The 22,272-nt window shown below is 61.8% G+C and carries 21 protein-coding genes and 1 riboswitch; of the genes, 14 read left to right on the top strand and 7 right to left on the bottom strand.

Annotated features, from left to right (window positions below; all coding sequences use genetic code 11):
- Positions 1-409: 409 nt before the first annotated feature.
- A complete protein-coding gene (locus ACU8HS_RS02000) occupies positions 410-733 on the bottom strand; it encodes a hypothetical protein (RefSeq protein ID WP_447015312.1) in 324 nt (107 codons plus the stop codon).
- Positions 734-852: 119 nt separating this feature from the next.
- Here ACU8HS_RS02000 and ACU8HS_RS01995 point away from each other — a divergent pair, with 119 nt between their 5' ends.
- The 3 genes from ACU8HS_RS01995 (at position 853) to ACU8HS_RS01985 (ending at position 3,039) form a co-directional block, all read left to right on the top strand.
- The gene (locus ACU8HS_RS01995) at positions 853-1,281 is read left to right on the top strand and encodes a CoA-binding protein (RefSeq protein ID WP_112702936.1); all 429 of its coding nucleotides are present in this window, start codon (positions 853-855) and stop codon (positions 1,279-1,281) included.
- Between the two features lie 116 nt (positions 1,282-1,397).
- Positions 1,398-2,681 carry an O-acetylhomoserine aminocarboxypropyltransferase gene (locus tag ACU8HS_RS01990; protein ID WP_113412400.1) on the top strand — a complete coding sequence of 428 codons (1,284 nt, stop codon included), beginning with the start codon at positions 1,398-1,400 and terminating at the stop codon, positions 2,679-2,681.
- 13 nt (positions 2,682-2,694) lie between these two features.
- Positions 2,695-3,039, top strand: a complete 345-nt coding sequence (locus ACU8HS_RS01985) for a cupin domain-containing protein (protein WP_112566221.1) — start codon at positions 2,695-2,697, stop codon at positions 3,037-3,039.
- Positions 3,040-3,048: 9 nt separating this feature from the next.
- Here ACU8HS_RS01985 and ACU8HS_RS01980 read toward each other — a convergent pair whose 3' ends face one another.
- Positions 3,049-3,525, bottom strand: a complete 477-nt coding sequence (locus ACU8HS_RS01980) for a MarR family transcriptional regulator (RefSeq protein WP_112566224.1) — start codon at positions 3,523-3,525, stop codon at positions 3,049-3,051.
- A 148-nt stretch (positions 3,526-3,673) separates the two neighbouring features.
- Between ACU8HS_RS01980 and ACU8HS_RS01975 the strand changes: the two genes are divergently transcribed.
- The 5 genes from ACU8HS_RS01975 to pstB all read left to right on the top strand — a co-directional run bounded on the left by ACU8HS_RS01975 (position 3,674) and on the right by pstB (position 8,528).
- On the top strand, positions 3,674-4,477 hold the full coding sequence (locus ACU8HS_RS01975; protein WP_447015311.1) for an SDR family NAD(P)-dependent oxidoreductase: 804 nt from the start codon (positions 3,674-3,676) through the stop codon (positions 4,475-4,477).
- Positions 4,478-4,769: 292 nt separating this feature from the next.
- Entirely contained in the window at positions 4,770-5,792 is a 1,023-nt protein-coding gene (gene pstS, locus ACU8HS_RS01970; RefSeq protein ID WP_447015310.1) for a phosphate ABC transporter substrate-binding protein PstS, read from the top strand.
- 88 nt (positions 5,793-5,880) lie between these two features.
- The gene (gene pstC, locus ACU8HS_RS01965; protein ID WP_447015309.1) at positions 5,881-6,858 is read left to right on the top strand and encodes a phosphate ABC transporter permease subunit PstC; all 978 of its coding nucleotides are present in this window, start codon (positions 5,881-5,883) and stop codon (positions 6,856-6,858) included.
- A 3-nt stretch (positions 6,859-6,861) separates the two neighbouring features.
- Complete coding sequence (gene pstA / locus ACU8HS_RS01960; RefSeq protein WP_112566235.1) at positions 6,862-7,719, top strand: phosphate ABC transporter permease PstA; 858 nt, start codon at positions 6,862-6,864, stop codon at positions 7,717-7,719.
- Positions 7,720-7,769: 50 nt separating this feature from the next.
- Complete coding sequence (pstB, locus tag ACU8HS_RS01955; RefSeq protein WP_377314625.1) at positions 7,770-8,528, top strand: phosphate ABC transporter ATP-binding protein PstB; 759 nt, start codon at positions 7,770-7,772, stop codon at positions 8,526-8,528.
- 82 nt (positions 8,529-8,610) lie between these two features.
- On the opposite strand, the gene ACU8HS_RS01950 is transcribed toward pstB, so the two are convergent.
- The 4 genes from ACU8HS_RS01950 to ACU8HS_RS01935 form a co-directional block, all read right to left on the bottom strand.
- The gene (locus ACU8HS_RS01950) at positions 8,611-8,997 is read right to left on the bottom strand and encodes a type II toxin-antitoxin system VapC family toxin (protein ID WP_447015308.1); all 387 of its coding nucleotides are present in this window, start codon (positions 8,995-8,997) and stop codon (positions 8,611-8,613) included.
- The gene (locus tag ACU8HS_RS01945; RefSeq protein ID WP_162706888.1) at positions 8,994-9,224 is read right to left on the bottom strand and encodes a hypothetical protein; all 231 of its coding nucleotides are present in this window, start codon (positions 9,222-9,224) and stop codon (positions 8,994-8,996) included. The genes ACU8HS_RS01950 and ACU8HS_RS01945 overlap by 4 nt, the downstream gene beginning before the upstream one ends.
- A gap of 53 nt (positions 9,225-9,277) precedes the next feature.
- A complete protein-coding gene (locus ACU8HS_RS01940) occupies positions 9,278-10,522 on the bottom strand; it encodes a cytochrome P450 (protein WP_447015307.1) in 1,245 nt (414 codons plus the stop codon).
- Positions 10,523-10,596: 74 nt separating this feature from the next.
- Positions 10,597-11,850 carry a GGDEF domain-containing protein gene (locus ACU8HS_RS01935; RefSeq protein ID WP_447015306.1) on the bottom strand — a complete coding sequence of 418 codons (1,254 nt, stop codon included), beginning with the start codon at positions 11,848-11,850 and terminating at the stop codon, positions 10,597-10,599.
- A gap of 382 nt (positions 11,851-12,232) precedes the next feature.
- Between ACU8HS_RS01935 and clpP the strand changes: the two genes are divergently transcribed.
- The 6 genes from clpP to ACU8HS_RS01905 all read left to right on the top strand — a co-directional run bounded on the left by clpP (position 12,233) and on the right by ACU8HS_RS01905 (position 21,309).
- Entirely contained in the window at positions 12,233-12,862 is a 630-nt protein-coding gene (clpP, locus tag ACU8HS_RS01930; protein WP_112566250.1) for an ATP-dependent Clp endopeptidase proteolytic subunit ClpP, read from the top strand.
- 304 nt (positions 12,863-13,166) lie between these two features.
- Positions 13,167-14,444 carry an ATP-dependent Clp protease ATP-binding subunit ClpX gene (gene clpX / locus ACU8HS_RS01925; protein ID WP_018114461.1) on the top strand — a complete coding sequence of 426 codons (1,278 nt, stop codon included), beginning with the start codon at positions 13,167-13,169 and terminating at the stop codon, positions 14,442-14,444.
- A 401-nt stretch (positions 14,445-14,845) separates the two neighbouring features.
- The gene (gene lon / locus ACU8HS_RS01920; protein ID WP_112566253.1) at positions 14,846-17,263 is read left to right on the top strand and encodes an endopeptidase La; all 2,418 of its coding nucleotides are present in this window, start codon (positions 14,846-14,848) and stop codon (positions 17,261-17,263) included.
- A gap of 208 nt (positions 17,264-17,471) precedes the next feature.
- Positions 17,472-17,747, top strand: coding sequence for an HU family DNA-binding protein (locus ACU8HS_RS01915; protein ID WP_018114459.1), 276 nt, complete (start codon positions 17,472-17,474; stop codon positions 17,745-17,747).
- A gap of 120 nt (positions 17,748-17,867) precedes the next feature.
- Positions 17,868-18,020: riboswitch (FMN riboswitch) on the top strand.
- Positions 18,021-18,101: 81 nt separating this feature from the next.
- Positions 18,102-19,010, top strand: a complete 909-nt coding sequence (locus ACU8HS_RS01910) for a DMT family transporter (protein ID WP_447015305.1) — start codon at positions 18,102-18,104, stop codon at positions 19,008-19,010.
- 97 nt (positions 19,011-19,107) lie between these two features.
- Positions 19,108-21,309: an esterase-like activity of phytase family protein gene (locus ACU8HS_RS01905; RefSeq protein ID WP_447015304.1), complete on the top strand. Its 2,202-nt coding sequence runs from the start codon at positions 19,108-19,110 to the stop codon at positions 21,307-21,309.
- 57 nt (positions 21,310-21,366) lie between these two features.
- Here ACU8HS_RS01905 and ACU8HS_RS01900 read toward each other — a convergent pair whose 3' ends face one another.
- Positions 21,367-22,266: a LysR family transcriptional regulator gene (locus ACU8HS_RS01900; protein WP_113412396.1), complete on the bottom strand. Its 900-nt coding sequence runs from the start codon at positions 22,264-22,266 to the stop codon at positions 21,367-21,369.
- Positions 22,267-22,272: the final 6 nt, after the last annotated feature.

Below are 22,272 nucleotides of genomic sequence, written 5' to 3'. Positions count from 1 at the left end.
CATTGCGGCAACCTTTGTTTGCATGATTTGCTCGCCAGGGTGTAGTCCGCACGGTGCGAATTTCAATAACATGGATTGCTGAAGCGAACAATTGCCCACTGTCATAGCAATTTGCGCGTGCGCTCGAAATACGTTCAATTCCGATCGCCGCACACAACTATGAGATGTTGCTAATGCATGCGTGAACAAATCATGATCAAATTATGCATGAAAGGTGAAATTCTTTCTTAGAATGATAATGTCGACAATCCTATGGTGCTGAAATATAGACATTATTCTATAACTTTGAAACGATTATAAATCCACAACCAGGGGGCGATATTATCAGGATTTTGTATCTCTGGGGTGAACGTCAATCCCTTCGCAGGTGCGAAAGGATTGACGTTCGTCACGGTCGCGGCGGTCCGGGTTAGAGGCTGTAGTGGGGAATGAAGAGCATTCCGTCCAGGTTGTCTATGTTCTGGCAGTTCAGCACCCGACACCTGGGGTTGTCCTTGGAGGGAATGCTTGTCCACTCCGCATAGTCGGTCGCGTCGCAATAATTGCTGTTGCGGACATAGCGGTCGTAGAGCGGCAGGCCGCGCGGCGAGGTGTAGCGAAAGATGACGGCGCCTTCGTTGTGGATCGCCGCCCGCACGCTCTGGCAGTTCATGGTGAGCGGATTGTAGCGCGAGATCGCAAGCGTCGGCGAGGCGGCCATCACGAGCGCGAGTGTAAGGACGATTTTTTTCATGGCACGATTTCTCCCTGATGTTTCCGGCATCTATATATACGTGGAAACGAGCCGCCGGTTTCAACAAATCGCAGCCGGCACATCCGCCTTCTGAAGGACCCGGACTGGAGACAGCAGACATGAACCACGATGCCTATGCCGACGACTATCTCTCCGGCGTCCTGAAATCCGTCAGAACCATCGCGCTGACGGGGGCTTCGCCCAATCCGGCCCGGCCGAGCAACGGCGTCATGGGATATCTTCTGTCGCGCGGCTACAGGGTCATCCCCGTCAATCCGGGGCAGGCGGGCAAGACGATCCACGGCCAGACCGTTTACGCCCGCCTTGCCGACATTCCCGAACCGGTCGATATGGTCGATGTCTTCCGCGCGTCCGAACATCTTGGCGGCGTGGTGGAGGAGGCGCTGGCGCTGTCTCCCCGCCCGCAGGTCGTGTGGGCGCAGCTTGGCGTGCGCGACGACGCGGCCGCCGCCAGGGCCGAAGCCGGCGGCATCAAGGTCGTCATGAACCGCTGCCCGGCAATCGAATATCCGCGCCTCCTCGGCTGAGCCCGCCGCCAGAACGGATTTTCCTCCGGACGCGCCGTGGTTGAAAAAGATCGCGGTTAACTTTCACGTTCGAGCGGCTATGATCGCGCCCGTCAACAATTGCACGGGAGGACGACATGGCCAAAAACGATCCGGGTTTCAACACGCTGGCGATCCACGCGGGCGCGCAGCCCGATCCGGCGACCGGCGCGCGGATTACGCCGATCTACCAGACGACGGCCTTCGTCTTCAACGATTCCGACCATGCCGCAGCCCTTTTCGGCCTGCAGCAGTTCGGCAATATCTATACCCGCATCATGAACCCCACGCAGGCGGTTCTGGAGGAACGTGTCGCGGCCCTTGAAGGCGGCACGGCAGCGCTTGCCGTCGCTTCCGGCCACGCCGCGCAGATGATCGTCTTCCACACGCTGATGCGTCCCGGCGAGAATTTCGTCGCCGCCCGCCGCCTCTACGGCGGTTCGATCAACCAGTTCGGCCACGCCTTCGGGAATTTCGGCTGGCAGGTGCGCTGGGCCGACCCGGAAGATCCTGCGGATTTCGAGAGCAGGATCGACGACAAGACGCGGGCGATCTTCATCGAAAGCCTCGCCAATCCCGGCGGCACCTTCGTCGATATCGCCGCGATCGCCGAAATCGCCCACCGCCACGACCTGCCGCTGATCGTCGACAACACGATGGCGACCCCCTATCTCATCCGGCCGATCGAGCACGGTGCCGATATCGTCGTGCATTCGCTGACCAAGTTCCTCGGCGGCCACGGCAATTCCATGGGCGGCATCATCGTCGACGGCGGCACGTTCGACTGGTCGAAGACCGGCAACTACCCGATGCTGTCGAGCCCGCGGCCGGAATATAACGGCGTCGTCCTGCACCAGACCTTCGGCAATTTCGCCTTCGCCATCGCCTGCCGCGTGCTCGGCCTGCGCGACCTCGGCCCGGCCATTTCGCCCTTCAACGCCTTCCTGATCCTGACCGGCATCGAAACGCTGCCGCTGCGCATGCAGCGCCACAGCGACAACGCGCTCGATGTCGCCCGCTGGCTGAAGGCCCATTCCAAGATCGCCTGGGTAAACTATGCCGGCCTGGAGGATGACCCGAACCACGCCCTGCAGCGGCGCTATTCGCCGAAGGGCGCAGGCTCCGTCTTCACCTTCGGCGTCAGGGGCGGCTACGAAGCCGGCAAGACGCTGGTCGAGGGGCTGGAACTCTTCTCGCATCTCGCCAATATCGGCGACACGCGCTCCCTGGTCATCCATCCCGCCTCCACCACGCACCGTCAGCTGACCGACGAGCAGAGGGTCGCCGCGGGCGCCGGGCCGGACGTGGTGCGCCTCTCCGTCGGCATCGAGGACGTGAAGGACATCATCGCCGATCTCGAGCAGTCGCTGGCGAAGATTTGAGGCAGGGGCGGCCATGCCAAAAGCAATCCCCTTCGATATCGACGGCATCGAACCGGAAGTCGGCGCGCCTGCCGCAGAGCGCGTCCTTTCCGGCAATCCGCAATTCCGCACCTGGAACCTCGAGGAGGCCGAAGGCGGCCTCTATGCCGGCATATGGGAGGCGACGCCGGGCAAGTGGCGGATCGTTTATGAGGAGTGGGAATATTTCAGTATTCTCTGCGGCCATTCCATCGTCACCGAAGACGGCGGCGAGCCTGTTCATCTGAGGGCCGGCGACCGTCTCATCCTCCGACCGGGCTTTAACGGAACCTGGGAAGTCATTGAAACGACTCGCAAAGACTATGTGATCCGCCTCTGAGGGCGCGGCTTATTCGCCGCGATTGCCGGCGCGAAAGCGGGCGGCGAAATCCCGCGAGGCAATCAGGTTCAGCGTGTCGCGCAGCGCCTTTGCCTTCTCTTCGCCGAAAAGCTGCTCGAAGTGCTCGTGCGCTTGCCGCCACAGCCCGGTCGCTTCCTGCCATTTCTCGATGCCGGCTTGCGTCAGCCTGGCGCGCTTGACGCGGCGATCCTTCTCGTCGGGCACGAGTTCCACCAATCCGTCGCGGATCAGCGGCTTCAGCGTGTGGCCGAGGGCCGAAAGATCCATCACCATGCTTTCGGCCAGCGCCTTGAGCGACGAGCCGGAATTCATGTGGATCTGCGTCATCAGCGTATATTGCGTGCCGCGAAGGCCGCTCGCGTCGATGGCGTCGTCGTAGAGCTGGCCGAGCTGCCTTGTGGCGCGCTTCAGCGCGCTGTTGCTGCAGACCTGCCAGCCCTCGAAAAGTGTCGTCCGTTTGTTCATCACCGTTCTCCTGCGGCCGATGTCTCCAGTCTATTGCGATCCGTCAATCGCCGCCGCGCTTATTTTTCAGCGTGCCCCTTGCACAGCTTCTCCTTCCCTCTCAAATAGTGGCATATACCACTAAATTCCAGTCGTGAAAGGATGGAACATGTCTGCCTCTGCTCTCGGAACTGCCCTTGTTACCGGCGCCTCGTCGGGCATCGGCGCAACCTATGCCGACCGTCTCGCCAGACGCGGCTACGATCTGCTGCTCGTCGCCCGCGACGCCTCCCGCCTGAATGCGCTCGCCGCAAAGCTTTCGGCGGAGCAGGGGGGCAAGGTGGATGTGCTTCCGGCGGACCTGACCAGGCGTGAAGACGTGCGCAAGGTCGAGCAGCGCCTGCGTGACGACGAGACGATCACGCTTCTCGTCAACAATGCCGGTATCGGCCCGAAGGGCGCGCTGCTGGACGACGATATCGATTACCTCGAAACCATGATCGAGCTGAACGTGGTTGCCGCAAACCGGCTTGCCGTAGCCGCCGCCCAGACTTTTGCCGGGCGCGGCAAGGGCGCGGTCGTCAACATCGCTTCCGTCGTCGCCTTCATTCCCGAGCGTTTCAACGGCACCTACAGCGCCACCAAGGCTTTTGTGCTGAACCTCACTCATGCGCTGCATGCCGAAGCCGGCACCAGGGGCGTCAAGTTCCAGGCCGTGCTGCCAGGGCTGACCCGCACCGAGATCTTCGAGCGCGCCGGCCGCTCCTTCGACCACTTCCCGCCGTCCATGGTGATGGATGTGACCGACATGGTGGATGCCGCTCTCGCAGGCTTCGACCAGGGCGAACTGATCACCATTCCCTCTCTGCCTGAAATCGCCGATTTCGACGCTTTCACGGCCGCCCGCCACGGCCTCGGCCCCAACCTTTCCCATGACAGGCCGGCGCCCCGTTACGGCATTTCCCGGGCCTGATTGCGACATTTGCCGGAAGGGCTGCGGCAATCGACCGCAGCCCTGCGGCAATCGCGCCGCACCCTCTTCACTAAAGCTTTGTTAACGCCCGATTCATTCGGAAAGTCAGTGACTTCAGCAACTTATGCACAGCCTTGCATCGCACCCTGCCTGTCATAAACTGTCATCAAACTGTAATAATAGGCGCCTAGCCCCCCTGCTGTGACGGGGAAATTCAGCGCCCTCGACAATGGACACCCCCTCCATGGCGCCGGACCTCGTCGTCCTTTCGTTCCATCAGGGAAGAGTCCAAATGCTCACCAAGAAACTTCTTTCGGCCTGCCTCGGCGCTGGCCTGGTTGCCGCGCTGGCAGTCTCGGCCTCTGCTGCCGATATTACCGGTGCCGGTTCGACCTTCGTCTACCCGGTTCTTTCGAAGTGGTCGGCAGACTACAACAAGGAAACCGGCGACAAGCTGAACTACCAGTCGATCGGTTCGGGCGGCGGTATTGCCCAGATCAAGGCTGCAACGGTTGACTTCGGCGCTTCCGACGCCCCGCTCAAGCCGGAAGACCTGACGGCCGGCGGTTTCGGCCAGTTCCCGCTCGTTGTCGGCGGCATCGTTCCCGTCATCAACGTCAAGGGCATCAAATCAGGCGAACTCAAGCTCTCCGGCAAGGTTCTCGCCGATATCTACCTCGGCAACGTCACCAAGTGGAACGACAAGGCAATCGCCGACCTGAACCCCGGCCTGAAGCTGCCCGACAGCCAGATCGCCGTCGTTCACCGTTCGGACGGCTCGGGCACCTCCTTCAACTGGACGAACTTCTTCTCCAAGGTCAACGAAGACTGGAAGACCAAGGTCGGTGAAGGCACCGCCGTCAACTGGCCGGTCGGCATCGGCGGCAAGGGCAACGAAGGCGTCGCCGCTTACGTCACCCGCGTCAAGGATTCGATCGGCTACGTCGAATATGCCTACGCCCTGCAGAACAAGCTGCCCTACGTTCTCGTCCAGAACGCGGCCGGCCAGTATCCGAAGCCGAACGCCGAAAGCTTCTCGGCTGCCGCTGCCAGCGCCGAATGGGGCGAGGCCCAGGACTTCTACCTGATCATGACCAACGCTCCGGGCGAGAAGGCCTGGCCGATCACGGCAACCACCTGGGCGATCATGTACAAGGAGCCGAAGGATGCCGCCCGCTCCAAGGCTGCTTTCTCCTTCTTCAAGTGGGCTCTCGAAAAGGGCCAGAAGGAAGCGTCCTCGCTCGATTACGTCCCGCTTCCGGAGACCCTCGTGAAGCAGATCGAGGATTACTGGACAGCCTCCTTCAAGAGCTGATCCTGACGAAACTGCGGTCGGGGCGGGAAGCTTGGCTTTCCGCCCCGAATGCCTTTGACACCCCCTCAAAGCAGCAGAGCGTACGGATATGAGCGAAGCAATGGCATCGCTGCCCGCCGAGACCGCGGGCGTGAAGCGCCGCGACGGCGCTGCAGGCGATCGTATTTTCTATTGGATAGTCTTGGGCTGCGGCCTGTTTGTCCTGGTCGCCCTGCTGGCCGCGGCGATCTCCATGGCCATGGGCGGGCTGCTGGCGTTCCGCACCTTCGGTTTCGGCTTCCTGACCGGCACGGACTGGGATCCGGTCGCCGAGAAGTTCGCCGGCCTCGTGCCGATCTACGGCACGCTGGTCACGTCGGCGCTCGCCATGGTCATCGGCGTTCCCGTCAGTCTCGGCATTGCGGTTTTCATCACCGAGGTCGCGCCGCGCTCCGTTCGCGGGCCGATCGGCGGTGCCGTCGAACTTCTCGCCGGCATCCCCTCGATCATCTACGGCATGTGGGGCCTCTTCACCTTCGCGCCCTTCATGTCGGATTATATCCAGCCGGTGCTGATCGACTGGCTCGGCCCGGTCCCCTTGATCGGCGCCCTGTTCTCCGGCGCTCCGCTCGGCATCGGCATGCTGACCTCGGGCATCGTGCTGGCGATCATGATCATCCCCTTCATTTCCTCGGTCATGCGCGATGTCTTCCTGGTCGTTCCGGCGCAGCTCAAGGAATCGGCCTATGCGCTCGGTTCGACCCGGTGGGAAGTGGTGCGCGACATCGTCATTCCGCACACCCGCACCGCCGTCGTCGGCGGCATCTTCCTCGGTCTCGGCCGCGCGCTCGGCGAGACGATGGCAGTGACGTTCGTGCTCGGCAACACCCATAACATCGCCATATCGCTGATGGAGCCCGGCACCTCGATTGCCGCAACGCTCGCCAACGAATTCGCCGAGGCGTCCGACGATCTCTACCGGTCGTCGCTCGCAGCCCTCGGCCTCATCCTCTTCGTCGTCACCTTCATCGTTCTGGCCGCCGCCAAGCTCATGCTGGTGCGCATGGCAAGGCAGAGGGGGGAATAATCCATGGCTACCTATTCCGGCTCCCTCTACCGTCGCCGCCAGCTCAGCAGCGCCATCGCGTTGACGCTCTGCGGTATCGCCACCGTGCTCGGCCTCGTCTTCCTGGTCTGGATCCTCTGGACGACGCTCGTCCACGGCCTGTCGGCGCTCAGCCCCAGCCTCGTCACCGAAATGACGCCGCCGCCCGGCGAAGACGGCGGCGGTCTTGCCAACGCCTTCATGGGCAGTCTGCTGATGGTGGTGCTCGCCGTCGTCATCGGCACGCCGATCGGCGTGCTGGCCGGCACCTACCTGTCGGAATTCGCCCGCGGCAAGCGGCTCGGCGAGGCGATCCGCTTCGTCAACGACATCCTGCTCTCGGCCCCGTCGATCATCATCGGCCTGTTCGTCTACGAGCTGGTCGTGCGCCCGACGGCGCGTTTCTCCGGCTTTGCCGGCGGCATCGCGCTCGCCTTCATCTTCCTGCCTGTCGTGGTGCGCACGACCGACGAGATGCTGCGGCTGGTGCCCGACGTCATGCGCGAGGCGGCCCTTTCGCTCGGCATTCCGCGCTGGAAGGTCACGCTCAACGTCCTCTACCGCGCCGCCTCGACGGGCATCCTGACCGGTGTCCTTCTGGCGATCGCCCGCATTTCGGGCGAAACCGCGCCGCTTCTCTTCACGGCGCTGAACAACCAGTACTGGAGCCTGGATATGTCGCAGCCGATGGCGAACATTCCTGTCGTCATCTTCCAGTTCGCTATGAGCCCCTATGAGCAATGGCAGAATCTCGCCTGGGCCGGTGCCTTCGTGATGACCGCCGTCGTTCTGATCCTGAGCGTCGTATCGCGCTCCGTCCTGAACCGAAAAGGTGGGAAATGATGCTTCAGTCCGCAGAAACCTTCGACGCTGTCAGCAAGCCGGAAAAGCCGATGGCCAAAGACAAGATCGCGCTTGAGAAAGTCAATTTCTATTACGGCGACGCCCACGCCATCAAGGATGTGAGCCTGAGCTTCCCGGAGCGCCAGGTCTCGGCCCTGATCGGCCCGTCCGGCTGCGGCAAGTCCACGCTGCTGCGCATCCTCAACCGCATCTACATGCTCTATCCGAAGATGCGCGCCACCGGCTCGATCAAGCTCGACGGCAAGAATATTCTCGACCCTGGCTTCTCGATGAACGAGCTGCGCGCCCGCGTCGGCATGGTGTTCCAGAAGCCGGTGCCGTTCCCGATGTCGATCTACGACAACATCGCCTACGGCATCCGCCACCACGAGCGGCTGAGCAAGGCCGACATGGATGTCCGCGTCGAGCAGGCGCTGCGTCAGGCAGCCCTTTGGGATGAGGTCAAGGACAAGCTGAAGGGCAGCGGCCTCGGCCTTTCCGGCGGCCAGCAGCAGCGCCTGTGCATTGCCCGCGGCGTGGCGCTGCGCCCGGAAGTCCTGCTTCTCGACGAGCCGACCTCGGCGCTTGACCCGATCTCGACCGCCAAGGTCGAAGAGCTGGTCGCGCAGCTGAAGGGCGAGTTCACGATCGTCATCGTCACTCACAACATGCAGCAGGCGAGCCGCATTTCCGACAACACCGCCTTCATGTATCTCGGCGAGCTGATCGAATACGGCCCGACCGCCCAGATCTTCCAGTCGCCGAAGGTCAAGCGCACCGAAGACTACATCACCGGCCGTTACGGCTGATACGGCCTTCGCCTTTCAGCAAGGAAGCGGCCGGCATTCGATGAGCGTGCCGGCCGTTCCTGTTTATCAGGCGGAATCCGGATTACCAGCGGGTAAGCACTCCGAGCGTCTCGATCTGGCTGTCGATCGTGATCAACGCGATGTTCTCGATAATAGCCTGTGCCGCAAGAATTCGGTCGAAAGGATCGTTGTGTGTGCCCGGCAGCATGGCACTTGTGACCATGTGAGCACTCGTAATCGCAAGCTCATCAAAGCCGTTGTCCAGTACGACGCCTCTGAAGTCCGGCAACACGACCTCGCCAGTGGGCAGTTTGCCTTTCCTGTGCTTCGTGGCTATTTCCCATGCAGATGCGGCGCTGACATAAATTTCATTGGCCGGGTCGGCCAAGAGGTCGCGGATATTCTCGGGAAGCTTGGGGTCGTCAATCAGCCACCAGAGAAATGCATGTGTATCGAGGAGGAACCTCATTCGCCGGTCAAGTCCTTGACCTCTTCATCGCTGAGCGGTTCAAAAAAAGCGGGATCTACGATCAGACGGCCTTTCAGTCGGCCAGGCTTGCGTTTGGCCGAGCGTTCGGCCTTTATCTGTTCATCCGCCCGAAGTGATCTCCGGAGAAAGGCTGCGAATTCGTCACGCTGATCGGACATCAGAGAAAAACTAAAGACCTCGCGGCCTTTTTTAGCGCTCTTGCTCATTGTCGGCTCCATTCGACGGCGGCGTTTCCTGTCGCAGATATAGTGCCCTCATTTCACCACACCAAATCCAGACGGTCCAGCCCATGGAAGTGGTAGACGTCCTTGACGACGGGTGTCTTCGCAAGCTTCAGCCCCGGCAGCCGCTTGAACAGGATCGGCAGCACGACGTTGAGTTCCAGCCGCGCCAGCGGCGCGCCGATGCAGAAGTGGATGCCGGCGCCGAAGGAGAGGTTGGGCGCCTCGTTGCGATCCGGCTTGAAGGTGAGGGGATCGGAAAACTTTGCCGGGTCGAGGTTGGCCGCCGCCAGGATCATGCTCACCTTGTCGCCGCGCTTGAACGCGACACCGTCGATCTCGGCAGGCTCCAGCGCCCAGCGCTGGAAGATGTGGACGGGCGCGCAGATGCGCAGCGATTCCTCGACCGTGCGCTCGGTGGCGGCCTCGTCGCGGAAAAGCACGGCCGGATCGCAGCCGCTGTCGAGGATGATGCGCACCGAATTGCCGATCTGGTGGACCGTCGCCTCGTGGCCTGCGTTCAACAGCACGATGGTCGTCGAGACGAGCTCGTCTTCCGTCAGGTACTGGCCCTTGTGCTCGGTATGGATCATGTGCGTCAGCAGGTCGTCGCGCGGCTCGGCCCGGCGCTCGGCAATGACCGTCTTCACGTAGCCGGAAAATTCCCGCGCCGCCTGTTCTGCCGCATCCTCGTCCGCCCGCGTGCGGCCGAACATATACATGCGCACATAGGCATGCGACCATTTGAGCAGCTGCGGCCCCATCTCCTCGGGAATGCCGATCATACGGGCGATCATCGTCACCGGGATGATATCGGCAAAGGCCGACAGCAGCTCGACCTCGCCCTTGTCGGCGAAGCCGTCGATCAGCCTGTTGGCAAGCTCTTCCAGCTCCGGCTTCATCTTCTCGACATGGCGCGAGACGAAGGCGCGGTTGACGAGGGTGCGCAGCCGCGTGTGTTCCGGCGGCTCCAGTTCCAGAAGCGAATAACGCTCGGCAAGATCGAAGGCGGCGATATGCGGCTCGGGCTCGGGCAGGCCCAGCTCCTCGCGGCTGGCAATATGCAGGATCTGCCGGCCGAAGCGGCGGTCGCGCAAAAGCCCGTTCACATGGTCGTAGCCGGTGACGAACCACTGCTTCTGCTCTTCCCAATAGAAGGTGGGACAATGGGCATGAAGCGCGGCATAAACGGCGTTCGGATTGCCGTAGAAGGCCGGGTCGCTGCCGTCGAGCGAGACATGGCGGGTTGCGGGATCGATCTTGAGGAAGGGCGGTATCGTCATGGCCAGAGGCTTAGCGGATTTGCCCTGCCTCGAAAAGATGGGTCCTTTGTACGTCCGGATGGACGCGCGGCTCTCTAGCCCGCGCGGGAAAGCACGCCCATGCGGCGCAGGGCTTCCACCTGATCGTCGATGGTCGGCACGAGTTCGCCGGCATGGGAATTGGGCTCGCCCGGCGCGGGGGCTGCTGTCTCCTCTTCGCCGAAGACGACCGTGCAGTTGCGGCCGGCGGCTTTTGCCGAATAGAGCGCCCGGTCGGCGGCCGACATCAGCCGGTCGATATTGGCCTCGACCGCCGAAGACAGCGCGATGCCGACGCTGACGGTGGCAGGGATCAGCGCCTCGCCGGTGCTGACCGGCAGGCGGCAGAATTCGGCGCGGATCGATTCCGCCAGCGCTTCCGCTTCCGTCTGGTCGCGCACGGTCACGAAGGCCGCGAATTCCTCGCCGCCCATGCGGCCGAAAATGCTGTTGGGGATATACTGGCGGGCAAGACGGGCGAAGGCGATGAGCACGGCGTCGCCGGACTGATGGCCGAAGCGGTCGTTGACGCGCTTGAAATGGTCGAGGTCGAAGAGGATGACGGCCACCTGATGCTGCGCGTCATGCGCCTTTTCCCGGATATTGTCGAAATAGCCGAGCAGGCCGCGCCGGTTCAGCACGCCGGTCAGCGAATCCGTCAGCGTCAGCAGGCGCAGGTGACGTTCCGACCGTTCCATGATGAGACGGCAGGTGAGCGCGAAGGCGATGGTGAGCAGGAAAGCGCTCGCCATGGCGGCCGCGCCGCTGAAATTCGTCGCTTCGGTGTCCGAAGGCATCACCAGCGCCATCGTCACCGCCACGCCGAAGCAGAGGAAGGCCTGCAGCACGAAGATCGCCATCAGCTTGATGCGGGTACGCTCGCGGCGGATGTCGCCGACGGCGACCGCCATGGCAAGCGCGGTGGCGCCGGTCGCCGAGGCGAGATTGTAGAGAATGACACGATTGGCATAGTCCGCGTTGATCCAGGGCAGGAAGATGCCCGAGAGCCAGATCGCCGGCGGCAGCAGCGCCCACCATTCCAGCTTCTTGCGGTCGAGCGCCAGGAAGCCGGCGGCCCAGGCGCTCTGGCCGAGCAGCGCGACGGCGTTGCCGGTCTCGATGGAGAGCAGGTTGGGGATCTCGCCGCGCGCCGCAACCAGCGCAAAGCCGATGCCGCTGAACAGGAAGCCGAGCCCCCAATAAAGGTAGGCGACACCCTTCCGGTCATGGCGCCAGGCCACGAACAGAACCAGGGCGAGCGTCAACGCTTCGGAACACCAGATGGACAGACCTGTAGTGACATTGAACACGGCGGCAACCCCTTGAATAGTGGTCGCATCCTTGCCGAAGAAGCTCGCCGTTTGATTAATGGCCGGCATCGGCGGCCGGCGATTTTGGCGATATCTGGCGGTAAGCTTTCCGACCGGTAAATGCGCGTGAGGTCGGGCAGGCGCGGTAAGTCTTCCTTCATCCTGTCACAGAGAAAAACTGTGAGGGACAAAGCTGCGGCCTCGCCGTTAACAGGCGTTTGGGAGAAACGGGATAGGGAAATGCCAAAGCCATATGTCGCGCCCGCTTCTTAACGTTATCCTTATGCGTGTCTTGAAGAGGGGGGCTCCGACACTCTATGTAGGGACAAGGCATTTTTCTTTGATTCCCGGCATTCGCCGGAAAGACGTTAAAAGGACGCACATGAGAAACCCAGTCGATACCGCTATGGCACTCGTGCCGATGGTTGTGGAACAGACCAATCGCGGTGAACGCTCCTACGACATCTATTCCCGCCTGCTCAAGGAACGCATCATCTTCCTGACGGGGCCTGTCGAGGATCACATGGCGACGCTCGTCTGCGCCCAGCTTCTCTTCCTCGAGGCCGAAAACCCGAAGAAGGAAATCGCCCTCTACATCAATTCGCCGGGCGGCGTCGTCACCGCCGGCATGGCGATCTACGACACGATGCAGTTCATCAAGCCGGCCGTCTCGACGCTGTGCATCGGCCAGGCCGCTTCCATGGGCTCGCTGCTTCTGGCTGCCGGTCACAAGGACATGCGTTTCGCCACGCCGAATTCCCGCATCATGGTCCACCAGCCTTCGGGCGGTTTCCAGGGCCAGGCTTCGGACATCGAACGTCACGCCCGCGACATCCTGAAGATGAAGCGCCGCCTCAACGAGGTCTATGTCAAGCACACGGGCCGCACCTATGAGGAAGTCGAAAAGACCCTCGACCGCGACCATTTCATGGATGCGGACGAGGCTCAGACCTGGGGCGTCATCGACAAGGTCCTGACCTCGCGCATCGAAATCGAAGGCGATCAGGCCTAGTAATTAATAGGGATGGTGTTTTCGCCGCCACAGTTCTATCCCATTTGTGATTGAACAAGGGGTTTCATCTGGCGGCGGAGACGCTAATAGTAACTATTAATGCTATGTTGAATTTTTGTGACATAGCATTCGGCATTCGAAGGGGAATTCGTTGCCGCCGGTATCCCGACATGATTGATTGGGCCGGTTCGTACCCCCTGAAGCCTTTGTCGGCAGAAACTCCGGGTAGGGAGCGCCGTCAGGGAGCTGATTGAGTGGACCGCGATTTCGCGTTCGAAATGCGGCGTGCTGGAAGGAAAGTGATATGAGCAAGGTCAGCGGCAGCAACGGCGGCGACAGTAAGAACACTCTTTATTGTTCTTTCTGCGGAAAGAGCCAGCATGAAGTCCGGAAGCTTATTGCCGGACCTACCGTATTTATCTGCGATGAATGCGTCGAGTTGTGCATGGACATCATCCGCGAGGAGAACAAGTCCTCGATGGTCAAGTCCCGTGATGGCGTTCCCACGCCCCAGGACATCATCAAGGTCCTCGACGAATATGTCATCGGCCAGCGCCAGGCGAAGAAGATCCTGTCGGTCGCCGTTCACAACCACTACAAGCGTCTCGCCCACGCCTCCAAGAACGGCGATGTCGAACTGGCGAAGTCGAACATCATGCTGGTCGGCCCGACCGGCTGCGGCAAGACATACCTTGCCCAGACGCTCGCCCGCATCATCGACGTCCCCTTCACGATGGCCGACGCGACCACGCTGACGGAGGCCGGCTATGTCGGCGAAGACGTCGAAAACATCATCCTGAAGCTCTTGCAGGCTGCCGATTACAATGTCGAGCGCGCCCAGCGCGGCATCGTCTACATCGACGAAGTCGACAAGATCTCCCGCAAGTCCGACAACCCGTCCATCACCCGCGACGTATCGGGCGAGGGCGTGCAGCAGGCGCTTCTGAAGATCATGGAAGGCACGGTTGCCTCGGTACCGCCGCAGGGCGGCCGCAAGCATCCGCAGCAGGAATTCCTGCAGGTCGACACGACGAACATCCTGTTCATCTGCGGCGGCGCCTTTGCCGGCCTCGACAAGATCATCTCCGCCCGCGGCGAGAAAACCTCGATCGGCTTCGGCGCGACCGTCAAGGCACCGGACGACCGCCGCGTCGGCGAAGTGCTGCGCGAACTGGAGCCGGAAGACCTGGTCAAGTTCGGCCTCATCCCGGAATTCATCGGCCGTCTGCCGGTTCTGGCAACGTTGGAAGACCTCGATGAGGACGCGCTGATCCAGATCCTGTCCGAGCCGAAGAACGCGCTGATCAAGCAGTACCAGCGCCTGTTCGAGATGGAAGACGTTGAACTGACCTTCCACGAGGACGCGCTGCGCGAAATCGCTCGCAAGGCGATCATCCGCAAGACCGGCGCGCGCGGCCTGCGTTCGATCATGGAAAAGATTCTGCTCGACACGATGTTCGAACTGCCGGCGCTGGAAGGCGTTCGCGAGGTCGTCATCTCCGAAGAGGTCGCGCGCGGCTCGGCCCGTCCGCTCTATATCTATGCCGACCGCCAGGACGAGAAGGCAAACGTTTCGGCCTGACCTGTGCTCGGGGACCGTAATTTTAAGGGGCTTGCCTTGCGCGGGCCCCTTTCTATTTGAAATCTGGTACCCGGCGCTGATAATAGTTGCGGGCAAGGTTGAAAACAGCCCTGGCCGATATTGCGCAAACGACGACCCTTGGCAATGATGCCGTGATTCCGTAGCGTGTTGCTGGCGTTGTTATTTTAGGCGGTTCGGAAATGGTAAGCGTCGCTCCAGTCTGGCGCTTCATTGTGTTGGTGTTCCATTGTAATAAAGCTGTCACATCCGTGGAACGCGGGCGTTAACGTGGCTTGAAAAGCGTAGTCAGAACCTCCACTTGTAACAGCAAGTAGAGTGCCGGCCGGTCCCAAGCGGCCGCGCCAAAGAGCCCGGTAACGGGACGATGGAAAGGAATAAAAATGACGAAGAAAACGTCTGTAGCGAGCAGCACCGCCTATCCTGTTCTTCCCCTGCGCGACATCGTGGTTTTCCCCCATATGATCGTGCCGCTGTTCGTCGGGCGGGAAAAGTCGATCCGTGCGCTCGAAGAGGTCATGGGTTCCGACAAGCAGATCATGCTCGTTACCCAGATCAACGCCAGCGACGACGATCCGGACCCGTCCGCGATCCACCGCGTCGGTACGGTCGCCAACGTGCTGCAGCTCCTGAAACTGCCTGACGGCACCGTCAAGGTTCTGGTCGAAGGCCGCGCCCGCGCCGAGATCGATACCTATACGAGCCGCGAAGATTTCTACGAAGCCCTCGGCCATGTGCTCGAAGAGCCGCATGACGATCCGGTCGAGCTGGAAGCGCTGTCGCGTTCCGTCGTGTCGGAATTCGAAAGCTACGTGAAGCTCAACAAGAAGATCTCGCCCGAGGTCGTCGGCGCGGCCAGCCAGATCGACGATTATTCCAAGCTCGCCGATACGGTCGCCTCGCACCTGTCGATCAAGATCACCGAGAAGCAGGAGATGCTGGAAACCACCAGCGTCAAGGCCCGCCTCGAAAAGGCGCTCGGCTTCATGGAAGGCGAGATCTCGGTCCTGCAGGTCGAAAAGCGCATCCGCTCGCGCGTCAAGCGCCAGATGGAGAAGACCCAGCGCGAATACTACCTGAATGAGCAGATGAAGGCGATCCAGAAGGAACTCGGCGACGGCGAGGAAGGCCGCGACGAGATGAGCGAACTGGAAGAGCGCATCGCCAAGACCAAGCTGTCCAAGGAAGCCCGTGAAAAGGCCGACGCGGAACTGAAGAAGCTGCGCCAGATGAGCCCGATGTCGGCCGAAGCCACCGTCGTTCGCAACTATCTGGACTGGCTGCTCGGTATCCCCTGGGGCAAGAAGTCGAAGATCAAGGCCGATCTCAACAATGCCGAGAAGATCCTCGAAGCCGATCATTTCGGTCTCGACAAGGTCAAGGAGCGCATCGTCGAGTATCTGGCGGTTCAGGCCCGCGCCACCAAGATCAAAGGCCCGATCCTGTGCCTCGTCGGCCCTCCGGGCGTCGGCAAGACCTCTCTCGCTCAGTCGATCGCCAAGGCGACCGGCCGTGAATATGTCCGCATGGCTCTCGGCGGCGTCCGTGACGAAGCTGAAATCCGCGGTCATCGCCGCACCTATATCGGCTCGATGCCCGGCAAGGTCATCCAGTCGATGAAGAAGGCGAAGAAGTCCAACCCGCTGTTCCTGCTCGATGAAATCGACAAGCTCGGCCAGGACTATCGCGGCGATCCATCTTCGGCCCTGCTCGAGGTGCTCGATCCGGCCCAGAACTCGACCTTCATGGACCATTACCTGGAAGTCGAATACGACCTGTCGGACGTGATGTTCATCACGACGGCGAATACGCTGAACATCCCGGCTCCGCTGATGGACCGCATGGAGATCATCCGTATCGCCGGCTACACCGAAGACGAAAAGCGCGAGATTGCCAAGCGGCACCTGCTGCCGAAGGCCATCAAGGAACATGCGCTGCAGCCGAGCGAATTCTCGGTCAGCGACGGCGCCCTGATGGCGGTCATCCAGCAGTACACCCGTGAAGCCGGCGTGCGCAGCTTCGAACGCGAGCTGATGAAGCTTGCCCGCAAGGCGGTCACCGAGATCATCAAGGGCAAGACGAAGTCGGTTCATGTCACGGCCGAGAACATCCACGACTATCTGGGCGTTCCGCGCTTCCGCCACGGCGAAGCCGAGCGCGAGGATCAGGTCGGCGTGGTCACGGGTCTCGCCTGGACGGAAGTCGGCGGTGAGCTGCTGACGATCGAAGGCGTCATGATGCCCGGCAAGGGCCGCATGACCGTCACCGGCAACCTGAAGGAAGTGATGAAGGAATCGATTTCGGCGGCGGCCTCTTACGTCCGCTCGCGCGCCGTCGATTTCGGCATCGAGCCGCCGCGCTTCGACAAGAGCGACATTCACGTGCATCTGCCGGAAGGCGCGACGCCGAAGGATGGTCCCTCAGCGGGCGTCGCCATGGCAACCGCGATCGTCTCGATCATGACCGGCATCCCGGTCAGCAAGGATGTGGCGATGACGGGTGAAATCACCCTGCGCGGCCGCGTCCTGCCGATCGGCGGCCTGAAGGAAAAGCTGCTCGCGGCACTGCGCGGCGGCATCAAGAAGGTGCTGATTCCGGAAGAGAACGCGAAGGATCTGGCCGAGATTCCGGACAACGTGAAGAACAATATGGAGATCATTCCGGTCTCCCGCATGGGCGAAGTGATCAAGCATGCGCTGATCCGTCGTCCGGAGCCGATCGAATGGGATGGCACGGTTGATACGCCTGTCATCGCAACGGTCGAAGGGCTTGATGAAGCAGGCGCAACCATAGCTCATTGAGCTGTCGGCGCCTCATTTATGCCCAAATGTTGCAAAACGCGTGGAAAGGCCGGCGCAAACGCCGGCCTTTTTTGTGAAAACCTCACGTAGACGCTTGCTTTTCCTTGATTTGCAGGGTTTTTGGGTTCCCGGCGGGCCTGATGAAAGCGATTTCTGCGCCTAGCTCACAGATTGAGTTGTTTCATACCATTTAGAAAGGGGTGGAAACATGAACAAGAATGAACTCGTGTCCGCAGTAGCCGAAAAGGCTGGACTGACGAAGTCTGACGCAGCATCTGCCGTCGACGCAGTTTTCGACGTTGTACAGGCTGAACTGAAGAGCAAGGGCGACGTTCGCCTGGCTGGCTTCGGCAGCTTCACGGTTTCCCATCGCGCTGCCACGAAGGGCCGTAACCCGTCGACCGGCGCCGAAGTCGACATTCCGGCCCGCAACGTGCCGAAGTTCACGCCCGGCAAGGGCCTGAAGGACGCCGTCAACGGCTGATACGAGATTGTCCGCCGGCCGTAAACGAGAACGGCCGCGCAGGATTTGGAGGGGTTCGGCAGCGCCGGACCCCTTTTTGTTGTCGCCGCTTGCCGCGCGCCGCACTTTGTCTTACGACGGCAATGTTCTCAGGGCGGGGTGAAAGTCCCCACCGGCGGTAAGGGTTTCGGCCCAAGCCCGCGAGCGCCTTCCGAAGCTTCGGTCGCGGAAGGGTCAGCAGATCCGGTGCGATTCCGGAGCCGACGGTTAAAGTCCGGATGAAAGAGAATGAGCATGGCCGCGCGGGGCAGGGGACTGCCGCGTCCGCGTGCCGTGGCCTCATGCGTCCTGATTTATGTTTGGTCCCTGTCCTGGATGGAAGACATGAATCAGAATTCCCTCGTAATGCCGCATTCGCGCGCTTTTGCCGGTGCCGCTTTCATGGTGGCGGGCGGCGTTGCCTTCTCGCTTCTCAACGTCGTCACGCAATGGTTGACGATGACGCTCGCCTTTCCGGCCGCGTCAGCCGCCTTCTGGCAATATGCTTTCGCTTTCCTCTTTTCCTTGCCCTTCCTGCGCAAGGCCGGCCTTTCGGCCATGCGCACCCGCTATCCCTGGCGGCATCTCGTGCGCGTCGCCTTTGCCGCGCTCGGCGTCGAGGCCTGGGTCTCCGGCCTCGCCTCCGTGCCGATCTGGCAGGCCATCGCGCTTGTCATGACCTCGCCCTTCTTCATCATTCTCGGCGCGCGCCTGTTCCTCGGCGAGCGTGTCGGCCCGGCCCGCTGGGCGGCGACCAGCATCAGCTTTGCCGGTGCGATGATCATCCTCCAGCCATGGTCGGACAGCTTCACCTGGGCAGCGCTCCTGCCGGTCGCCTCGGCCCTGCTCTGGGGCGCGTCCTCGCTCATCACCAAGAGCCTCACCGGCATCGAAAAGCCGGAGACGATCACCGTCTGGCTGCTGGTGCTGCTGACGCCGATCAATGGCGGTCTTGCACTTGCGGCGGGCTTTGCAATACCGGCAGGCGGAACACTTGCGCTCTTCCTCCTGGCGGGCCTGCTGACCGTGGTGGCCCAATATCTGCTGACGCTCGCCTATGCCAGCGCCGACGCTGCCTATGTGCAGCCCTTCGACGATCTGAAACTGCCCTTGAACGTGCTCGCCGGCTGGCTTTTCTTCGGTTACGCGCCGGCCGGCTATCTGTGGCTGGGTGCTGCGCTCATTCTTGCCGCCTCGCTCTTCATCATGCGCACCGAGATGCGCCGCGAAAGGGAAACGGCCTGACGCGAACCCTACGAAAAGTTGCGGGACTGTCATGTGTCTGTCATGGCAGTCCCGCAAAACCCCTCTGTTCGATTTTTTCGACATTGGGGGATTTTCAATGACATCGTTTTCGCGCAAGGCAGCGCTTGCTGCAGTGCTTCTCGCATCCGTTGCTTTCCCGGCAGCGGCCGAGCCTGTTTTCAACCGCATCGCCTCGTTCCCGGTCGCAACCAACCTGCCGGCCGACAAGGACAAGCTTTCGACCACCTCGGCCGAAATCATCACCGCTTCGCAGGACGGCAACACGCTGATCTACAGCGACAGCCCGCTCGGCGCGATCGGCTTCATCGACATCACCGACGCCAAGGCCCCCAAGGCGGGCGGCGCGCTGATGATGGATGGCGAGCCGACCTCGGTCACGACGGCAGCCGGCAAGGCGCTGGTCTCCGTCAATACCGGCGAAAGCAAGCAGAAGCCGTCTGGCCGTCTGGCCATCGTCGATATCGCCACGAAGAAGATCGACGCGACCTGCGATCTCGGCGGCCAGCCTGATTCGATCGCCCTCAACAAGGACCGGACGCTCGGCACCATCGCGATCGAAAACGAGCGCGACGAAGAGGTCAACGACGGCAAGATTCCGCAGATGCCGGCAGGCGACCTCGTCGTCTTCCAGGTCAAGACCGACGGCACCGTCGATTGCGGCACGATCAAGCATGTCGCGCTGACCGGCCTGGCAGGCGTTGCCCCGGAAGATCCGGAACCGGAATTCGTTGCCTTCAACAGCCAGAACGAAATTGCGCTCACGCTGCAGGAAAACAACGAGATCGTCATTCTGGACGGCGCCACCGGCACGGTGAAGACGCACTTTACAGCCGGCAGCACCGACCTTGCCGGCATCGACACCAAGCGTGACGGCGCCCTGAAGTTCACCGGCGAGAAGAAGGGCGTCCTGCGCGAGCCCGACGCCGTCAAGTGGCTGGACGACAACCGTCTCGTCGTCGCCAACGAAGGCGACTACGAGGGCGGTTCGCGCGGCTTCACCATTTTCGACAAGACCGGCAAGGTCCTCTTCGAATCCGGCGGCTCCTTCGAACGCGCCGTCGCCGCTCTCGGCCACTATCCGGAAAGCCGCTCCTCGTCGAAGGGTGTCGAGCCGGAAGGTCTCGAAGCCGCCAAGTTCGGCGATGACAGCCTGTTCTTCCTGCTCGCCGAGCGCGCCTCCGTGGTCGGCGTCTACAAGGATACCGGCGCCGATCCGGAACTGCTGCAGATCCTGCCGTCGGGCGTTTCTCCGGAAGGCGCAATCGCCATTCCGCAGCGCAATCTGCTGGCCACCGCCAACGAAGTCGATCTCGGCGAGGACGGCGGCCCGCGTTCGCATGTCATGATCTATCAGCGCGGCGAAGGCGAGAAGGCCTATCCGCAGATCGTTTCGGCCGAAAAGGACGGCAATCCGATCGGCTTCGCAGCCCTCTCGGGCCTTGCCGCCGTTCCGGGCAAGCCGGGCATGCTCTATGCCGTCAGCGACAGCGTGCTGGGCTCGCAGCCGACGATCTACACGATCGACGCCACGAAGAAGCCGGCCGTCATCACTGACGCGCTCGTCGTCAAGCGTGACGGCGCCCCGGCCCAGAAGCTCGACATCGAAGGCATTGCCGTTGCCGCCGACGGTTCCTTCTGGCTGGCTTCGGAAGGTTATACCGAGCGCCTCGTGCCGCACGCGCTGTACAACGTCACCGCCAAGGGCGACATCAAGACCGAAATCGCCCTGCCGAAGGAGCTGCTCGCCAACGAAATCCGCTACGGTTTCGAAGGTGTCACGATCGTCGGCAGCGGCGACGAGACGACGCTCTGGATGGCCGTGCAGCGCGAGTGGAACGACGACGAGAAGGGCTTCGTGAAGCTCCTCTCCTATAATCCGAAAAAGAAGGAATGGGGCGGCGTGCGCTACCCGCTCGACAAGAGCGAGAGCGGCTGGGTCGGCCTCTCCGAAATCACCGCTCAGGGCGACAGCGTCTACATCATCGAGCGTGACAACCTCGTCGGCGATGCGGCCAGGCTGAAGAAGCTCTACAAGGTGGCAATCTCCGACCTGAAGCCGGCCAAGCTCGGCGGCGAACTGCCGGTCGTCAAGAAGACGGAAGCCCATGATTTCATCGGCGACCTGAAGTCGGCCACCAACGGCTACGTTCTCGACAAGCTGGAAGGCTTCGCCTTCGACGCCTCGGGCAAGGCCTATGCCGTGACCGACAACGACGGCGTCAGCGACTCCTCGGGCGAAACCCTGTTCTTCCCGGTCAACCTGACCGCCACGAACTGAGACCGCCTTTGCAGGGAACGGAAAGGCCGGGCGGACGCTCGGCCTTTTTCCTTGGCGCTAGGTCATGAAGCCGGGTAGAGCGGTCGCGAGCGCATCGACCGCAAGGCGGACCTTGAGCGGCAAATGCGGGGTCTGCAGCCATAGCGCATGGCAGTCATAGAGAAATTCCGGCTGTTCCGGCAGCAGCACTTCCAGCGTCCCTGCCTGCACACGGTCGCGGATCAGCCAATAGGGCAGCCAGGCAAGTCCCATATCGGCCGCTGCCGCATCGGCAATCGCATCGAGATCGTCGAGCCGCAGCCGGCTATTCGGCCGCACTTCCAGCGGCGGCGCATCGCCGCACGGAAAGAGCCAGGGGCGGAAGCGGGCCGAGCGCGCATAGATGATCGCCTTGTGCCTGCCGATATCCTCGATCCGATCCGGCCTGCCATGCATGTCGAGATAGTTCGGCGAGGCGCAGACCACCATGCGCTGGCGCGCGAGCCGACGCGCGATGAGGTCCGACCTGTCCTCCAGTTCGCCTGTGCGGATGGCAAGGTCATATCCGCCCTCGGCAAGATCGGTGATGGGATCGCCGAGCGACAGGTCGAGATCGAGCTTCGGATGTCGCTTTGCAAGTTCGGTCAGAACCGGAAGCACGCAATGACGGCCGAAATGCACGGGCATGGTGACGCGCAGCTTTCCGCATGGCTCTGAGAGATGGTCGACCGCCAGCGCATCCGCGGCCTCCGCTTCGGCAAGGATCAGCCGGCAGCGCTCGTAATAGGCGCGCCCGAAATCCGTGAGGCTCTGCCGGCGTGTCGTCCGGTTGATGAGGCCGACGCCCAGCCGCTCCTCCAGAAAACGGATGTGTTTGCCGACCATCGGCCCGGACAGGCCGAGCGCGGCAGCCGCGGCCGCAAACGAACCGAGATCGACGGCCTTCACGAAGACGGCCATGCTGGTCAGACGATCCATATTCAA

The organism is Rhizobium sp. KDH_Rht_773_N (assembly GCF_052946295.1).
The sequence above is the reverse complement of the archived record's forward strand: the minus strand, read 5'-3'. Positions and strand labels throughout refer to the sequence as shown.

What these genes read in the sequence shown, in the direction of transcription:
- clpX (WP_018114461.1), top strand. Translation starts at nt 13,167, where the DNA reads ATGAGCAAGGTCAGCGGCAGCAACGGCGGCGACAGTAAGAACACTCTT.
- clpP (WP_112566250.1), top strand. Translation starts at nt 12,233, where the DNA reads ATGAGAAACCCAGTCGATACCGCTATGGCACTCGTGCCGATGGTTGTG.
- ACU8HS_RS01900 (WP_113412396.1), bottom strand. Translation starts at nt 22,266, where the DNA reads ATGGATCGTCTGACCAGCATGGCCGTCTTCGTGAAGGCCGTCGATCTC.
- ACU8HS_RS01995 (WP_112702936.1), top strand. Translation starts at nt 853, where the DNA reads ATGAACCACGATGCCTATGCCGACGACTATCTCTCCGGCGTCCTGAAA.
- ACU8HS_RS01910 (WP_447015305.1), top strand. Translation starts at nt 18,102, where the DNA reads ATGGAAGACATGAATCAGAATTCCCTCGTAATGCCGCATTCGCGCGCT.
- ACU8HS_RS01905 (WP_447015304.1), top strand. Translation starts at nt 19,108, where the DNA reads ATGACATCGTTTTCGCGCAAGGCAGCGCTTGCTGCAGTGCTTCTCGCA.
- ACU8HS_RS01950 (WP_447015308.1), bottom strand. Translation starts at nt 8,997, where the DNA reads ATGAGGTTCCTCCTCGATACACATGCATTTCTCTGGTGGCTGATTGAC.
- lon (WP_112566253.1), top strand. Translation starts at nt 14,846, where the DNA reads ATGACGAAGAAAACGTCTGTAGCGAGCAGCACCGCCTATCCTGTTCTT.
- pstA (WP_112566235.1), top strand. Translation starts at nt 6,862, where the DNA reads ATGGCTACCTATTCCGGCTCCCTCTACCGTCGCCGCCAGCTCAGCAGC.
- ACU8HS_RS01985 (WP_112566221.1), top strand. Translation starts at nt 2,695, where the DNA reads ATGCCAAAAGCAATCCCCTTCGATATCGACGGCATCGAACCGGAAGTC.
- ACU8HS_RS02000 (WP_447015312.1), bottom strand. Translation starts at nt 733, where the DNA reads ATGAAAAAAATCGTCCTTACACTCGCGCTCGTGATGGCCGCCTCGCCG.
- pstB (WP_377314625.1), top strand. Translation starts at nt 7,770, where the DNA reads ATGGCCAAAGACAAGATCGCGCTTGAGAAAGTCAATTTCTATTACGGC.
- ACU8HS_RS01940 (WP_447015307.1), bottom strand. Translation starts at nt 10,522, where the DNA reads ATGACGATACCGCCCTTCCTCAAGATCGATCCCGCAACCCGCCATGTC.
- ACU8HS_RS01915 (WP_018114459.1), top strand. Translation starts at nt 17,472, where the DNA reads ATGAACAAGAATGAACTCGTGTCCGCAGTAGCCGAAAAGGCTGGACTG.
- ACU8HS_RS01945 (WP_162706888.1), bottom strand. Translation starts at nt 9,224, where the DNA reads ATGAGCAAGAGCGCTAAAAAAGGCCGCGAGGTCTTTAGTTTTTCTCTG.
- ACU8HS_RS01975 (WP_447015311.1), top strand. Translation starts at nt 3,674, where the DNA reads ATGTCTGCCTCTGCTCTCGGAACTGCCCTTGTTACCGGCGCCTCGTCG.
- pstS (WP_447015310.1), top strand. Translation starts at nt 4,770, where the DNA reads ATGCTCACCAAGAAACTTCTTTCGGCCTGCCTCGGCGCTGGCCTGGTT.
- ACU8HS_RS01990 (WP_113412400.1), top strand. Translation starts at nt 1,398, where the DNA reads ATGGCCAAAAACGATCCGGGTTTCAACACGCTGGCGATCCACGCGGGC.
- ACU8HS_RS01980 (WP_112566224.1), bottom strand. Translation starts at nt 3,525, where the DNA reads ATGAACAAACGGACGACACTTTTCGAGGGCTGGCAGGTCTGCAGCAAC.
- pstC (WP_447015309.1), top strand. Translation starts at nt 5,881, where the DNA reads ATGAGCGAAGCAATGGCATCGCTGCCCGCCGAGACCGCGGGCGTGAAG.